The organism is Eisenbergiella tayi (genome assembly GCF_001881565.1).
Classification (GTDB): domain Bacteria; phylum Bacillota; class Clostridia; order Lachnospirales; family Lachnospiraceae; genus Eisenbergiella; species Eisenbergiella tayi.
On record NZ_MPDJ01000012.1, the window covers coordinates 32,936 to 48,144 of the forward strand.

The window sequence follows — 15,209 nt, forward strand, 5'->3', positions numbered from 1 at the left end:
TTTTTCCGGGATTTTTACCGAAGAAACATACTTTCCTATGGCATTTGCCGCACCGCTGTGGTACAATCATAAAAGCATATCTTAGCTGAAGGCTGCTCCGTATCAGGGGAGGCCTTGTCTGTAACATCTGCTTTGCATATCAGGCGTTTCGCCCATAATTTCAAAGCAATTATAAAAATAAGGGAGGGATGCCTATGAGGGAGTTTTATCGGACACCGGATTTTATATACTGATTCTAAAGTTGGGAATTGACAAATACGAACAAATGTTTTATGATATGGAAAGAGAACATCTGTTCTGGATAAGAAGGAGAAGACAATGGAAAAAGATGAAAAGTTAAAAGCGCTTGACGCCGCATTATCACAGATTGAGAAACAGTTCGGAAAGGGTGCTGTGATGAAGCTGGGGGATCCTTCCACACAGATGAACGTGGAGACGATACCCACAGGATCCTTAAGCCTTGATATCGCCCTGGGGCTCGGAGGAATTCCCAAGGGAAGAGTTATTGAAATATACGGACCGGAATCCAGTGGTAAGACTACGGTCACTTTACATATGATTGCCGAGGTACAGAAGAGGGGCGGAATTGCCGGATTTATCGATGCCGAGCATGCCCTGGATCCTGTTTATGCCAAGAACATCGGCGTGGATATAGACAACCTCTATATTTCCCAGCCTGACAACGGAGAGCAGGCCCTGGAGATCACAGAGACGATGGTGCGTTCCGGCGCTATTGACATTGTGGTAGTGGACTCCGTGGCGGCATTGGTGCCCAAGGCCGAAATTGACGGGGATATGGGAGACAGCCATGTGGGCCTTCAGGCCAGACTGATGTCCCAGGCCCTCAGAAAGCTCACTGCTGTAATAAGCAAGTCTAACTGTACCGTTATTTTTATCAATCAGCTGCGTGAAAAAGTGGGAATTATGTTCGGCAATCCGGAAACCACTACCGGCGGCCGTGCGCTGAAGTTCTATTCTACCATCCGGCTGGATGTAAGAAGAATTGAATCCCTGAAGCAGGGCGGGGAAGTGGTGGGAAACCGTACCCGTGTCAAGGTGGTTAAGAATAAGATTGCCCCCCCGTTCAAGGAAGCGGAATTTGACATTATGTTCGGTGAGGGAATTTCCAGAGTGGGTGATATCCTGGATTTGGCGACTAATCTGAATATTGTGAATAAGAGCGGCGCCTGGTTTGCCTATGAAGGGAATAAGATCGGCCAGGGAAGGGAAAATGCGAAGACCTTCCTGAAGGATAATCCTGCTGTCTGCGATGAAATCGAACAGAAGGTACGTGCCCAGTACGAGCTGGACAAAAAGAAAAAAGAGGAAGCTGCCGATAAAAAAGCGGCAGCCGCCAGGGAAGCGGCGGATGCAAAGGCTGCAAAAGAAGGAAAAGAGCCTGTGAAGGCACCTGCAAAAGAGCCGGATAAAGCCTGATGGGCAGAGAAGACAGAATGGTTATTACGAAAACAGAAGCAGTTAATAAAAGTAAATATGCAGTCAGTATTGATGGAGAATTCGCCTTTGTATTATACAAAGGCGAACTTCATAAATATGGAATTGCTGAGAACAGGGAAATTTCCCGGGATATATATGAGGAAATCATGGGGACGGTACTGCCTAAGAGGGCAAAGCTGCGCTGCATGAATCTGCTGAAATCCAGAGAATATACCAGGCAGCAGATGGAAGATAAGCTCCGTCAGGGAAAGTATCCGCCATCGGTTATCGAGGAAGCCCTCGCTTATGTGGAATCCTTTGGCTATATTGATGATGCTGCATATGCCAGGCATTATGTGTCGGCCTATATGGAGCGCAAAAGCAGGAGAAGCATGGAAGATGAACTGAGACGCAAAGGAGTGGACAGAAGCCTTATTGAAGAAGCCATGCGTACCGTCCAGGAAGAGGATGGCCTTCAGGATGAAGAGGCCATGATTAAAGATTTGCTCAGAAAGAAGCACTATGATGCGGAAAGCGCAGACTTAAAAGAGAAAAGACGGATACAGGCTTTCCTGTACCGTAAAGGTTTTTCCCCGGATAAAATAAGAAGAGTTATGAACTGTGAGGAATACGGAGCGGAAAACTCCTGGGAATAACAGGGAATCTTGTGCAAATGTTATGAAAATTGGTTAGAATATGCTTTTCTACTTGACATAATACCTGTTATTTATTAAAATTGAAGTGTTGTAAAATCGCTTATAAGAATGTTTGGCGTACATACATTCTATAACAGATATTCGCACAATGAAAATTTAATAAGGAGGTGCTCCTGTCTATGCTTAGTTATGTGATAGCAGTAGCGGTTACTTTGGTGATTTCTATCCCGATTACGTTTGCAGTAACTTCTGCATATAGGAAGAAAGAAACTGAGACCAAAATCGGCAACGCCGAAGACAAAGCAAGAGAGATTATTGATGATGCGGTGAAGACTGCGGAATCCAAAAAGCGAGAAGGACTGCTGGAAGTGAAGGAAGAATCCATTCGTGCCAAAAACGAACTGGATAAGGAGATCAAGGAACGCAGGTCTGAAGTGCAGCGCTACGAAAGAAGAGTGCAGCAGAAGGAAGAAAACGTGGACAAGAAGTCGGATGCCATCGAGAAGAAGGAATCCGTGCTGGCAGCAAGGGAAGAGGAAATAGCGAAGCAGAAGGAAGAAATCGCGAAGCTGAATGAGCAGAGAGTACAGGAACTGGAACGAATCTCAGGTTTAACCTCCGAACAGGCAAAAGATTACTTATTGAAAATTGTTGAAGATGAAGTGAAGCATGAATCGGCCGTGATGATCAAGGATATGGAATGCAGGGCCAAAGAGGAAGCAGACAAGAAAGCCAGGGAATATGTGGTTACGGCCATTCAGAGATGTGCGGCTGACCATGTGTCTGAGGCGACTATTTCCGTTGTACAGCTTCCTAATGATGAGATGAAGGGAAGAATTATCGGACGAGAGGGAAGGAATATCAGAACCCTTGAGACCTTGACCGGCGTGGATTTAATTATCGATGATACCCCGGAAGCAGTAATTTTATCCTCTTTTGATCCGATCAGAAGGGAAGTAGCAAGGATCGCGCTTGAGAAGCTTATAGTTGACGGACGTATCCATCCGGCAAGAATCGAAGAGATGGTGGAAAAAGCGCAAAAAGAAGTCGAAGTGATGATTAAAGAGGAAGGTGAATCCGCAGTACTGGAAGTTGGCGTACACGGTGTTCATCCGGAACTCGTAAAGTTACTGGGCAAATTAAAGTTCAGGACAAGTTATGGACAGAACGCTTTAAAGCATTCAATAGAGGTGGCTCAGCTGTCAGGACTTCTGGCATCAGAGCTTGGTTTAGATGTGAGAATGGCTAAACGTGCCGGCTTGCTCCATGATATTGGAAAAGCCGTGGATCACGAAATGGAAGGTTCTCATATTCAGCTTGGAGTGGAACTTTGTAAAAAGTATAAGGAATCAGCAACGGTTATTAATGCGGTGGAATCACATCACGGAGATGTGGAGCCTACTACTTTGATCGCGTGTATTGTTCAGGCGGCGGATACTATTTCTGCAGCCAGACCGGGTGCGAGAAGAGAGACTCTGGAAACTTATACAAGCAGATTAACTCAGTTAGAAGACATTGCAAACAATTTCAAAGGTGTGGACAAATCTTTTGCTATTCAGGCAGGTAGAGAGATTCGCGTTATGGTAGTTCCTGAACAGGTATCAGATGCGGATATGATACTGATGGCACGTGATATTTCCAAAGCGATTGAAGCTGAATTGGAATATCCCGGACAGATTAAGGTCAATGTTATCAGAGAAAGCCGTGTTTCAGATTACGCAAAATAGCAAATGTAAAAGCCTTGCAGGTATTCCTGCAGGGCTTTTAAAAATTTAAGATAGGAGAGAATGAAAATGGCGGATGAGTTTAAACGTTTGGACAGAGAACTGGTATATAAGGGTTCTATCGTTGATTTTTATAAGGATACGGTAAAGGTGCCTAACGGAAACGTGGTAAAGTGGGATTTTATCAAACATCAGGGAGCAGCTGCTGTGGTTCCGGTGATGGAGGACGGGAGAATCCTGATGGTGAGGCAGTACAGGAATGCCCTTGACCGGTATACCCTTGAAATACCCGCAGGGGGCCTGAATGGGCCGGAGGAACCTACCATGGAAGCGGCGGCCAGAGAATTGGAGGAGGAAACCGGTTATCATGCGGGAGAAATCAAATGGCTGATCACAATAAGAACCACGGTAGCTTTCTGCAATGAAAAGATTGATATTTATGTGGCTACGGATCTGACACCCGGCAGTCAGCACCTGGATGAAGATGAATATATTAATGTGGAAGCCATGACGGTAGATGAATTATGCGATAAGATTTTTGCAGGAGAAATCGAGGATTCCAAAACGATTTCGGCGATTATGAGTTATCGTGCCAAGTACGGAAGCAAATAAAATTGATAACAGGCTGATCCTTTGCATGCATGTGGATACACAGAGGCGCATATATTGAAAAAAGCAGGCAAAGGGGTTTATGTATGGAAAGAAGCGGCTTAGCCGAGACAAAATTGAATGGACGGATCCTGGCTCTTTTTATAGCCGGTTTTTTAGCAGGACTTGCTCTTATTTATATCGGGCAGGAAAGCTTTGTGGGAAATGCGGATTTTCTGGACAGTTACAGTGTGGGAAGAATGGGAGTGCTGGATATAGATAACTCCATGCTGTTTTTTTACAGTTTAAAGGAACGGTTTTCACCGGCTGTGCTGTTGATTGCACTGACCATAGCGGGAGTGGGAAGTATTGCGGTAAGTATTTATCTGGTATGGGCCGGATTTTGTGCGGGCACAATCCTGTCAGTATTATCGATTCGCTATGGCATAAGAGGAATATTGATTTTTATGGGAGGCATTTTCCCCCAGATACTTCTTCTGGCGCCGGCATACCTCCTTCTTTTCCGATGGTGCCAGGGCTTCCAGGAGCGTATCCGCAGCACCCGTTATAACAGCGCCGGTACCGGAAAATACGGAAGCTTGACAGCCTTCCGGGCAGGAACTCTTATTTTTATATTAGGAATGCTCCTTGCAGGATGCCTTGTTGAAAGCTATGTGAATCCGGTATTCCTGCAAAGAATTTTCCACTTTTTTTAGAAAAGTCTTACCATATATTGCGATGACAAAATATCGATCACCGATATCTAGTGCTTAAGGCAAAATGAACAGGAAAATCCCGTGAAATCGGGGAAAATGCGCATTGCTTTTCTGCGAAAAACTGATTATAATATTTTTTGAATATTCAATTGGTTTACATAAACGATTATCGGGAAGGCAATGGGGCATGGAAAACGAGATACGGGATTTTATATTATATCTGCACGAAGAGAAAAAAACTTCAGTGAATACAGAGCTTTCTTATAAAAGAGATCTGCAGAAGCTGCAGTCTTTTCTCAGCGGACAGGGGATCGAGGACGTTGGGCGTATAACGGAGACTTCCCTGAACTCCTACGTGCTGTATCTTGAGAAAAACCAGTTTGCACCGGCTACTGTTTCCCGTCATATTGCGGCTGTGAAGGCCTTTTTTCATTTTATGCTTAAAAGGGGGATGGTTTCTGAGGATGTGACCGAGCGTTTAAAGGCCCCTAAAATAGAAAAAAAGGCGCCGGAGGTGCTTACTGTGGAAGAAGCGGCCAGGCTTCTGGAACAGCCCGGTAAAGACGCTCCCAAGGATATCAGGGATAAGGCCATGCTGGAGCTGCTGTATGCTACAGGAATCCGTGTTTCAGAGCTGATTTCCCTGAAGCTGTCCGATCTGAATCTGCGTCTGGGATATATTATCTGCAGAGACGGTATGAAGGAAAGAGCGGTACCCTTCGGCAATAAAGCGAAAGAAGCGCTGACTCTGTATCTTAAAGAAGCGAGAGAACAGCTTACAAAAGGAAATGAGGGAGATACCCTGTTTGTGAATTGCTCGGGAAAACCCATGAGCCGTCAGGGCTTCTGGAAGCTGATTAAGATTTATGCACGGAAGGCGGGGATTGAAGCGGATATTACGCCTCATACGCTCCGGCATTCATTTGCCGCACATCTGGTGGAAAACGGTGCCGATCTCCATAGTGTACAGGAGATGATGGGACATTCTGATATTTCCTCCACACAGGTATATGCCAACAGGAACGGAAACCAGTTAAGGAATGTGTATCAGAGGACGCATCCCAGAAGCCGGTAAGGTAGAAGATCCGGAATCCTTTTTTAAATTCCCTTTTGTGTTAAGAAAATGCTAAATATGGCCGGAAAGGCACTTTTATCTGTTTATTAATGTTTACATGTGTTATAATAAACAGATAATGAGTGTATTTTGTAACTTGAATGAAGTGATGTATCAGCTAATGGCAAAGCAGAAAGGCGGAATATATTTGAAGGTTTTTCGTAAAAATCTACAGGAAAAATTAAAGGAAACAGTAAAGGCCGTATTGCCTGTAATCGCTATCGTATTGCTTTTATGCTTTACAATAGCTCCGGTATCCCCGGGAATATTGATGGCTTTCCTCATTGGAGCAGTGCTGCTCACGGCGGGAATGGTATTTTTCTCTTTGGGAGTGGACATGGCCATGACACATATGGGGGAACGGGTGGGAACCTGTATGACACAATCGAAGAAGCTTTGGGTAGTTATTCCCATGAGTTTTATTCTTGGATTCATTATTACCATATCGGAGCCTGATCTTCAGGTCCTGGCTGAACAGGTGCCTTCCATACCCAATATGGTGCTGATTCTGTCGGTGGCCTGCGGTGTGGGTGTTTTTCTGGTAGTAGCGCTTCTGCGTATGCTTTTCAGCATAGCGCTGCCTCCATTGCTTATATTCTTTTATGGACTGATATTTATTCTCACTTTTTTCGTTCCTAAGGATTTCCTAACAATTGCCTTCGATGCGGGAGGTGTAACGACAGGTCCTATGACGGTGCCTTTTATTATGGCAATGGGTATCGGTATATCTTCCATCAGAAGTGACCGGCATGCTTCGGATGACAGCTTTGGCCTGGTCGCTCTTTGTTCCATAGGCCCTATCCTGGCGGTAATGCTGCTGGGTATGATATATCGTCCGTCAGGCGGCGATTATATCCCTGTGGAAATACCCGAAATATCGGATTCTGTGGAGCTGTGGAGGTATTTTCAGCATGGCTTTCCGGACTATCTGAAAGAGATGGCAATTTCACTGCTGCCCATAGTTTTCTTCTTTTTCCTGTTTCAGATAATATTTAAACTGGTACCGGCAAAAGGCCTGATAAAGATAGGCGTTGGCCTTGTATATACATATGTCGGCCTTGTCCTGTTCCTTACGGGGGTAAATGTTGGCTTTATGCCTGCCGGTAATTATTTGGGAAGAGTTATTGCAGGGCTTCCGTATCGGTGGATTATTGTTCCCATAGGAATGCTCATCGGATATTTCATTGTCCGGGCGGAGCCGGCGGTCTTCGTTTTGACCAAACAGGTGGAAGAGATAACGGACGGTGCTATTTCTTCAGGAGCCATGGGACTGAGCCTGTCGGTAGGTGTGTCGGTTTCTCTGGGGCTGGCGATGATCCGGGTTCTCACAGGCATATCGCTCCTCTGGTTTATTGTTCCCGGTTATCTGATAGCGCTTGTCCTTTCCTTCTTTGTTCCTAAAATATTTACGGCCATCGCCTTTGACTCCGGCGGAGTGGCATCCGGGCCGATGACGGCTACCTTTCTTCTTCCCTTTGCCATGGGCGCCTGCCTGTCGGTGGGAGGGAATATTATTGCGGATGCATTCGGCGTTGTGGCTATGGTGGCTATGACTCCCCTTATAACCATTCAGATACTCGGACTGGTTTTCCAGCTGCGTGCACGGAAAGCGGAGAGCGAGGAAGCCAAGCTTGCTGCGGTTCCTGCTGAAGAAGCGGTATGGGGAGATTATGACATCATAGATTTGTAGGAGAAAAGTATATGAGTAAAGTATATTGGATGGTGACCATCACCGGACGTGATCAGGGGGAACGGTTCTCTTCCATGCATAAGTCGGAAAAGATTCCTGTCATTCTGGTTGCTCTGGGAAAAGGGACTGCAAGCAGTGAAGTGCTTGATTGTCTGGGCCTGGAGGAAAGTGATAAAATTGTGCTTTTTACCGCGGTGACCGGAGATGTCTGGAAACATGTAAAAAAAGGCATGGAAACGAAGCTGAATATAGATGTTCCGGGTACGGGTATATCATTTATTGTACCGGTGAGCAGCATGGGAGGGCAGAAGTCACTCCGGTTTCTGCTGGCGGGACAGGAATTTGAAAAAGAGGAGGAAGCAGTATTGAAGGATACGGAATATGAACTTGTTATAGTGGTTTCCGACTTTGGATATACGAATATGGTTATGGATGCCGCGAGGGAAGCAGGAGCAGGAGGCGGTACCGTAATCCATGCAAAGGGCACGGGAATGGAAAAAGCGGAAAAATTCCTGGGAGTTTCCCTGGCGTCGGAAAAGGAAATTACCTTTATTGTAGCCAGGACCGAGAAAAAGAAGGATATCATGAAAGCGGTAATGGAAAAGGCGGGTATGGAAAGTAAGGCAAAATCCATTGTATTTTCTCTGCCGGTAGCGGATACGGCAGGCCTGCGCCTTACCGGGGACTGGGAAGGATAATCATAATCGAAAGCAAAAAAACAGCTGTCGCAGTCGGACAGCTGTTTTTTTTGAACAAAAGATAACACGAAAAACGCGGCATCCCTTGTTTATTCATATTCAGCAATATCATAAATCAGCTGTTCCGAGGCCTCCCAGGACAGACAGGGATCGGTAATGGATTTGCCATAAACACCGCCGCCTACTTTCTGGCAGCCTTCTTCGATATAGCTTTCCACCATAACGCCTTTGACAAGGGAATGGATATCTTTATTCAGCTTGCGGCTGTGCATGACTTCCTTGACGATGCGGATCTGCTGTTCCTGCTTTTTGTCGGAATTACTGTGGTTTGCATCAATGATGCAGGCCGGATTTTTCAAATCCCGTTCATTATAAAGAGTGAGAAGAGTGTTCAAATCCTCATAGTGGTAGTTGGGGATGTTGCGTCCGTGTTTGTTGGTAGCGCCGCGCAGGACGGTATGAGCAAGCTCATTGCCGGTGGTATTGACTTCCCAGCCCCGGTAAATAAAGGAATGGGCATGCTGGGCGGCATATACGGAATTCAGCATTACGGAAAAATCACCGCTGGTGGGATTCTTCATTCCTGCAGGGACATCAAAACCGCTCACGGTAAGACGGTGCTGCTGATCCTCTACGGAACGGGCACCAATAGCTACATAAGAGAGGATGTCCGACAAATAACGCCAGTTTTCAGGATAAAGCATTTCATCCGCTGCCGTAAGACCGGATTCTTCGATAGCCCGTATATGCATTTTACGCATGGCTATCAGTCCCTGAAGAAAATCAGGCTTTTTTTCCGGATCCGGCTGATGTACGATACCTTTATAGCCTTCCCCTGTTGTGCGGGGCTTGTTTGTATAAATTCTGGGGATTAGGATCAGCTTGTCCTTGACAGCTTCATTAATCCGGGCAAGCCTGGAGATATAATCACATACGGCGTCCTCATTATCTGCGGAGCAGGGCCCGATAATAACAAGGAATTTATTGCTCTTTCCTGTGATTACATCGCGGATTTCCTGATCTCTTTCTTCCTTCAGGCGGACGAGCTTTTCCGGCATGGGATATTCCTTCCGGATTTCATCCGGGGTGGGTAATTTTCTTATGAATTCGAAACTCATGGCGCATTTTCTCCTGTCTGTAAAATAAAAACCGGGCAGGCCGGTAATAAGCCTGCCGGACAGCTTTCGGTAGGTACAGCCCGTGCGGTAGTCCCGTTAGAGCTGTCCGCGTACATTATAATATAGAAAAACGTAAAGTGCAAGCGCAGGAACGGATCCTGCGCAGGGTTTACGGACCCGCCGGGAGGGGAATCCGCTCCGGAAAGGCAGAGAGGATGGCGGCAGCCGCGAGGCGCAGGGCCGGCGTGAACGGGGACAATTATCAGGGCAGAAGGTACTGACGGAGCGGGACAAGGCAGCAGACAGTAGTATAAAGCTGGCTTAACAGCATGCCTGCCAGATATCCCTTGATACCGTATAAGGGGATTGCCTGGAAGACGAAAACAAGGCGCAGCATCAGGCCGGTCAGACTTAAGAAAAAAGAATAGCTGGTTTTTCCCAGACCGTGGAGAATGCTGGTCAGCGTGGTGTTCAGATAAAGAAAGGGACACATAAAGCTGAGTATGATGATAAAATGGCCGGCCATTTCGCTGTTATAAAGCATAATGCCCACAGTTTTTCCCAATACTAAAAAACCGACACAGCAGACGCAGCCAAGAAGCAGGCAGTAGCCCAGGCATTTGCGTACGGCCCTCCTTATGGCGTTCTGGTTATTGACCGCATCCGCTTCGGAAATGGCGGGCATGAGGAGGACGGAAACCGAATTTGTCAGGGTGCCCGGAAAATAAATGAGAGGCAGCGCCATTCCGGTAAGTACGCCGTAAACGCTCAGTGAATCGCTGACAGAGTGACCGTAAACCTGAAGCTTGGCGGGAATACAGGCGGCCTCGATGGCCTGCAGCAGATTCAGGCAAAGCCGGTTGGCGCTTAACGGTGCGGCAAAACCGATGATCTGTCGGCTCAATCTTCCATATACCCGTATCAGTTGGGTTTTGCTGGCTCCGGCGGCCTTGCGGTACAGCGTGCCGGAAGGGAGACGTCCGGCGGGATAAGCCTTTTTGATAAAATGCAGGTAAGCAGCGGGAAGGGCGAGAAGCATAGAGGAAAGCTCTCCGATAGCGAGGCCTGCGGCAGCAACGGTTATAGTAGGCTCTTTTCCCTGCTGCAGGCACCAGGAAGCGATCAGGTACACACTTCCCACCCTGAAAATTTGTTCAGTCAGCTGAGTGGCTGCAGGAACCGCAGTTTTCCTGATCCCGTAAAAATAGCCGTTGACACAGGAATGGACGGAGGCAAAGGGAAAGGACAGGGCGGCTATCCGCAAAAGGGGAGCACAGCGCGGCTCAAACAGAAGATAAGCGGCGATAAAGTCGGAAAAATGGTATACGCCGAACAAACAGCCCAAAGATAAAATAAGGGAGAATGCAAAACCCACTAGCAAAATGCGCAAAGATGCTTTATAATCATGAGTGGCTGTTTCTCCTGCCACGAATTTGGAGATGGCATTCTGCAGTCCGGCTGCGGAAAGGGAGAAGACAAGAGCCATGACCGGTCCGATCAGCTGGTAAATTCCCATATTTTCTTCGCCGAACAGCCGCGAAAGAAAAATACGGTAGAAGAAACCGATAAGGCGGCTGCCAAGACCTGTTATTGTTAGGATGATCGTTCCGGTGATCAGGGTATTTTTTTTGATGCGCATGCTGCTCCAATCTGTAGCAATAGCTCTTTTGGTAAATATATGCAGGAGAGCCTGTTGACAGAACGCAGGTGCGGTGTTATATTAACCATAGAAAACGAAGTGGTTTACTAGGAATTAAGGTTCCCGGGAGCTGCAGAAATATAGAAAAAGCATGAAAACATGCAGTCAGGAGAGTTTTATATGAGTCGGATAATTTATTTGGATAATGCGGCAACCACGAAAACCGCACCTGAAGTAGTGCAGGCTATGCTTCCTTACTTCACGGAGAATTATGGGAATCCCAGCAGCATTTATTCCCTCGGGACAGAAAGCAAGAAGGCGATCAGCCAGGTGAGGGAGACCATAGCCGGGACTCTGGGAGCTGCAAATAATGAAATTTATTTTACCGCAGGCGGCTCAGAAGCGGATAACTGGGCGCTGAAGGCTGTGGCAGAGGCCTATGCATCCAAGGGAAAGCATATTATCACATCTAAGATTGAACATCATGCGGTATTGCATACCTGTGAATATCTTGAAAAAAATGGCTGTGAAATCACCTACGTAAATGTGGACGAAAATGGTATAGTTAAGCTGGACGAGCTTGAGAAAGCTATCCGTCCGGATACCATTCTGATTTCCATAATGTATGCCAACAATGAGATAGGAACGATCCAGCCGATTAAGGAAATCGGGGAAATTGCCAGAAAGCATAATGTTCTTTTCCATACGGATGCGGTACAGGCCTACGGACAGCTTCCGATTAACGTGGATGAATGCAGCATCGACATGCTCAGTGCCAGCGGGCATAAGCTGAATGGGCCGAAGGGGATCGGTTTCCTCTATATCCGGAAGGGGATCAAAATCCGTTCCTTCATTCATGGAGGACAGCAGGAAAGAGGCAGAAGGGCCGGTACGGAAAACGTGCCCGGCATTGTGGGCCTGGGAGCGGCTGTGGAAAGAGCCTTTTCCATGATGGAAGAAAAGACCGTAAAAGAGCGGGAACTGCAGGATTATCTCATCGGCCGTATTGAAGCGGAAATTCCTTATTGCCGTCTGAATGGCGACCGGGAAAAGAGGCTGCCTAATAACGTGAATTTCAGTTTCCGTTTTGTTGAGGGAGAGTCCCTGCTGATAATGCTGGATATGAAAGGAATATGTGCTTCCAGCGGTTCCGCATGTACCTCAGGATCTTTGGATCCTTCCCATGTGCTTCTTGCCATAGGGCTGCCCCATGAGATTGCCCATGGATCCCTGCGTATGTCCCTGAATGAGGAAAATACAAAGGAAGAACTGGATTTTACAGTGGAAGCAATTAAGGAAATTGTGACAAAGTTGCGGGATATGTCCCCTCTTTACGAAGATTTCGTTAAAAAAAATAAGAAAAATTAACAAAAGCGACTGCCGGCTGCAGTTATCATAGAAAGGAAAAATTATGTACAGCGAAAAAGTAATGGATCATTTTGAACATCCCCGCAACGTAGGGGAAATAGAGAACGCGAGCGGCGTGGGCACCGTGGGAAATGCCAAATGCGGCGATATTATGAGAATATACCTGGATATTGACGATGACGGCATCATCCGGGATGTAAAGTTTAAAACCTTTGGCTGCGGAGCAGCAGTTGCCACCAGCAGCATGGCTACAGAGCTGGTGAAGGGCAAGAGCGTAAGGGAAGCCATGGAGGTGACCAACAAAGCGGTTATGGAAGCTCTGGACGGCCTTCCGCCGGTTAAAGTGCACTGTTCCCTTCTGGCAGAAGAAGCTATCCATGCCGCATTATGGGATTATGCACAGAAGAACGGCATTACCATTGATGGTCTGGATAAACCCAAGTCAGATATTCATGAAGGTGAAGAAGAAGCAGAGGAAGAATACTAAAATATGGGCAAAAAAGTTGTAGTGGGCATGTCCGGGGGAGTTGACTCCTCTGTGGCAGCCCTTTTGCTGAAAAAACAAGGATATGACGTTATCGGCGTTACCATGCAGATTTGGCAGGATGAAGCGGAAGAGATCAAGGAAGAAAACGGAGGCTGCTGCGGGCTCAGTGCGGTGGATGACGCAAGAAGAGTGGCGCAGCGGCTGGATATCCCTTATTATGTAATGAATTTCAAAAAAGAATTTCAGGAAAATGTTATCGATTATTTTGTCGAAGAATATAGTAAGGGAAGAACGCCGAACCCGTGTGTCGCCTGCAACAGGTATGTGAAATGGGAATCTCTTCTTACCAAAAGCCTGGGCCTGGGAGCGGAATACATTGCGACCGGACATTATGCCAGGATTGCGCAGCTGCCAAACGGAAGGTTTGCGATCCGTAATTCCGTGACCGCAGCCAAAGATCAGACCTATGCCCTTTACAATCTGACCCAGAGCCAGCTGGCCCACACCTTGATGCCTGTGGGAGCCTATCCGAAGGATGAGATCCGTCAGATGGCGGAGGAAGCAGGCCTTCCTGTAGCCCATAAAAAGGACAGTCAGGAAATCTGTTTCATACCGGATCATGATTATGCCGCGTTTATCGAGAGAGAAAGCGGGAAAACGGTACCCGGCCCGGGAAATTTCGTTTCAGCTGATGGTGAAATCCTGGGTAAGCATAAGGGCATTACCCACTATACGGTGGGACAGAGGAAGGGTCTGAATCTTTCCTTGGGGCATCCGGTTTTCGTGACCGGGATCCGTCCGGAAACCAACGAAGTGGTGATCGGGGAAAATGAGGATGTGTTTACCAGCACCCTGACATGCAGCCGGCTTAATTTTATGTCGATTCCTGATTTGACAGAACCGATGAGAGTGAAGGCAAAAATCCGTTATGCCCATCAGGGCGCCTTCTGCCTGATTGAAAAGATCGGGGAGGACAGAGTGAAATGTACCTTTGAGGAGCCGGTAAGGGCGGTTACGCCGGGGCAGGCCGCAGTATTTTACGATGGGGAATACGTCCTCGGCGGAGGAACAATAGAATAAGAACATAAGCAGGAAAAGAGGCCGATGGTACCTCTTTTCTTTTTTTGCATAATTATAAAGAAAGATAAATAAAGGAAACAAGAAATTGGATACTAATTTTAATCAGTTTTTCGGAATGAGGCAGCGTCCTGTCTTTATGTCGTTTACCGGTGTGATCACCCATATGGAAGTGGCAGGAGGTAACATGGGAAACTACGACGCCTGCGCCCAGATGCTTACCGTGGAAAATGAAGCGGGGAATACCGTGAATTTCCTTTTCAATCCGGATACCTTTGTGGTGGATTATGCTACTTTGTATGAGACTATGCCGGTAACCGTATTTTATAACGGAAATGCAGCGGCTCCATTGATTTACCCTCCCCAGTATGTGGCCGCTGTGATCGCGCCTCAGCAGGAGGGGCAGATGGTGTTTGTGGGATATTTTAACAACCTTCTCATGAGCAGTGATCAGAGCCTGAAGCTGAACCTGGCTCCTACCACCCAGGTAATGACGACAAATAACCAGACTTATATGGGAAATCCCGGAAACCATACGCTGGTAGTGCTTTACAGCCAGACAACCAGGAGTATTCCGGCACAGACTACGCCTGAGAAAATTATTGTGCTTTGCGGGCAGTAGGAAGGTAAGGGCAGATAGTGTGTGGGCCCAGTGCCCCTTGTCTTCCGCCAGCCCTTCCCTTTTGCCTTGCCGCTGCGGATTGCCTCCCCGGTGGGTTTGTGTACCCTGCGCAGGCACGCTTTCGCTCTGCTGAAAACGCAGCGGTACTAAGATTGCAGAGGACGCAATCTAAGGACCGGCGTTTTCAGAAGGCCTTTGCAGGGTACACAAACCCACCGGGAAGGCAATCCGCAGCGGCAAGGCAAAAGGGAAGGGCTGGCGGAAGACAAGGGGCA

14 protein-coding genes are annotated in these 15,209 nt (G+C 47.2%); 12 read left to right on the forward strand and 2 right to left on the reverse strand.

The genetic code is table 11. From position 1 onward, the window contains the following. The first annotated feature begins 318 nt into the window (after positions 1–318). The 8 genes from recA to BLA28_RS29525 all read left to right on the forward strand — a co-directional run bounded on the left by recA (position 319) and on the right by BLA28_RS29525 (position 8,623). Positions 319–1,437 carry a recombinase RecA gene (gene recA / locus BLA28_RS29490; protein WP_009252991.1) on the forward strand — a complete coding sequence of 373 codons (1,119 nt, stop codon included), beginning with the start codon at positions 319–321 and terminating at the stop codon, positions 1,435–1,437. Positions 1,438–1,454: 17 nt separating this feature from the next. Next, positions 1,455–2,093, forward strand: a complete 639-nt coding sequence (locus BLA28_RS29495) for a regulatory protein RecX (protein ID WP_069159433.1) — start codon at positions 1,455–1,457, stop codon at positions 2,091–2,093. Between the two features lie 179 nt (positions 2,094–2,272). Continuing rightward, positions 2,273–3,820 (forward strand): ribonuclease Y, encoded by a 1,548-nt coding sequence (rny, locus tag BLA28_RS29500; protein WP_069159383.1) that lies wholly within the window; start codon positions 2,273–2,275, stop codon positions 3,818–3,820. Between the two features lie 66 nt (positions 3,821–3,886). After that, on the forward strand, positions 3,887–4,429 hold the full coding sequence (locus BLA28_RS29505) for an NUDIX domain-containing protein (protein ID WP_009252988.1): 543 nt from the start codon (positions 3,887–3,889) through the stop codon (positions 4,427–4,429). A gap of 83 nt (positions 4,430–4,512) precedes the next feature. Next, positions 4,513–5,121 carry a stage II sporulation protein M gene (locus tag BLA28_RS29510; RefSeq protein WP_009252987.1) on the forward strand — a complete coding sequence of 203 codons (609 nt, stop codon included), beginning with the start codon at positions 4,513–4,515 and terminating at the stop codon, positions 5,119–5,121. A gap of 187 nt (positions 5,122–5,308) precedes the next feature. Continuing rightward, positions 5,309–6,196, forward strand: a complete 888-nt coding sequence (gene xerD / locus BLA28_RS29515; protein ID WP_069159384.1) for a site-specific tyrosine recombinase XerD — start codon at positions 5,309–5,311, stop codon at positions 6,194–6,196. A gap of 187 nt (positions 6,197–6,383) precedes the next feature. Then, complete coding sequence (locus BLA28_RS29520; RefSeq protein WP_016360265.1) at positions 6,384–7,925, forward strand: DUF1538 domain-containing protein; 1,542 nt, start codon at positions 6,384–6,386, stop codon at positions 7,923–7,925. Between the two features lie 11 nt (positions 7,926–7,936). Then, a complete protein-coding gene (locus BLA28_RS29525) occupies positions 7,937–8,623 on the forward strand; it encodes a P-II family nitrogen regulator (protein ID WP_009252984.1) in 687 nt (228 codons plus the stop codon). Positions 8,624–8,712: 89 nt separating this feature from the next. On the opposite strand, the gene BLA28_RS29530 is transcribed toward BLA28_RS29525, so the two are convergent. Together BLA28_RS29530 and BLA28_RS29535 are read right to left on the reverse strand one after the other, a co-directional pair. Further along, positions 8,713–9,741, reverse strand: a complete 1,029-nt coding sequence (locus BLA28_RS29530) for a 3-deoxy-7-phosphoheptulonate synthase (RefSeq protein WP_009252983.1) — start codon at positions 9,739–9,741, stop codon at positions 8,713–8,715. Between the two features lie 262 nt (positions 9,742–10,003). Continuing rightward, positions 10,004–11,380 carry a polysaccharide biosynthesis protein gene (locus BLA28_RS29535; protein ID WP_069159385.1) on the reverse strand — a complete coding sequence of 459 codons (1,377 nt, stop codon included), beginning with the start codon at positions 11,378–11,380 and terminating at the stop codon, positions 10,004–10,006. 180 nt (positions 11,381–11,560) lie between these two features. Between BLA28_RS29535 and nifS the strand changes: the two genes are divergently transcribed. From nifS to BLA28_RS29555, 4 genes are all read left to right on the forward strand, one after another. Next, positions 11,561–12,748, forward strand: coding sequence for a cysteine desulfurase NifS (nifS, locus tag BLA28_RS29540; protein ID WP_069153262.1), 1,188 nt, complete (start codon positions 11,561–11,563; stop codon positions 12,746–12,748). 43 nt (positions 12,749–12,791) lie between these two features. Next, on the forward strand, positions 12,792–13,235 hold the full coding sequence (gene nifU / locus BLA28_RS29545; RefSeq protein WP_009252980.1) for a Fe-S cluster assembly scaffold protein NifU: 444 nt from the start codon (positions 12,792–12,794) through the stop codon (positions 13,233–13,235). Positions 13,236–13,238: 3 nt separating this feature from the next. After that, positions 13,239–14,315 (forward strand): tRNA 2-thiouridine(34) synthase MnmA, encoded by a 1,077-nt coding sequence (gene mnmA, locus BLA28_RS29550; RefSeq protein ID WP_069159386.1) that lies wholly within the window; start codon positions 13,239–13,241, stop codon positions 14,313–14,315. Positions 14,316–14,400: 85 nt separating this feature from the next. Beyond that, positions 14,401–14,934 (forward strand): hypothetical protein, encoded by a 534-nt coding sequence (locus tag BLA28_RS29555; protein WP_009252978.1) that lies wholly within the window; start codon positions 14,401–14,403, stop codon positions 14,932–14,934. Positions 14,935–15,209: the final 275 nt, after the last annotated feature.

What these genes read in the sequence shown, in the direction of transcription:
- BLA28_RS29525 (WP_009252984.1), top strand. Translation starts at nt 7,937, where the DNA reads ATGAGTAAAGTATATTGGATGGTGACCATCACCGGACGTGATCAGGGG.
- xerD (WP_069159384.1), top strand. Translation starts at nt 5,309, where the DNA reads ATGGAAAACGAGATACGGGATTTTATATTATATCTGCACGAAGAGAAA.
- BLA28_RS29510 (WP_009252987.1), top strand. Translation starts at nt 4,513, where the DNA reads ATGGAAAGAAGCGGCTTAGCCGAGACAAAATTGAATGGACGGATCCTG.
- BLA28_RS29530 (WP_009252983.1), bottom strand. Translation starts at nt 9,741, where the DNA reads ATGAGTTTCGAATTCATAAGAAAATTACCCACCCCGGATGAAATCCGG.
- mnmA (WP_069159386.1), top strand. Translation starts at nt 13,239, where the DNA reads ATGGGCAAAAAAGTTGTAGTGGGCATGTCCGGGGGAGTTGACTCCTCT.
- BLA28_RS29495 (WP_069159433.1), top strand. Translation starts at nt 1,455, where the DNA reads ATGGTTATTACGAAAACAGAAGCAGTTAATAAAAGTAAATATGCAGTC.
- BLA28_RS29535 (WP_069159385.1), bottom strand. Translation starts at nt 11,380, where the DNA reads ATGCGCATCAAAAAAAATACCCTGATCACCGGAACGATCATCCTAACA.
- nifU (WP_009252980.1), top strand. Translation starts at nt 12,792, where the DNA reads ATGTACAGCGAAAAAGTAATGGATCATTTTGAACATCCCCGCAACGTA.
- nifS (WP_069153262.1), top strand. Translation starts at nt 11,561, where the DNA reads ATGAGTCGGATAATTTATTTGGATAATGCGGCAACCACGAAAACCGCA.
- recA (WP_009252991.1), top strand. Translation starts at nt 319, where the DNA reads ATGGAAAAAGATGAAAAGTTAAAAGCGCTTGACGCCGCATTATCACAG.
- BLA28_RS29505 (WP_009252988.1), top strand. Translation starts at nt 3,887, where the DNA reads ATGGCGGATGAGTTTAAACGTTTGGACAGAGAACTGGTATATAAGGGT.
- rny (WP_069159383.1), top strand. Translation starts at nt 2,273, where the DNA reads ATGCTTAGTTATGTGATAGCAGTAGCGGTTACTTTGGTGATTTCTATC.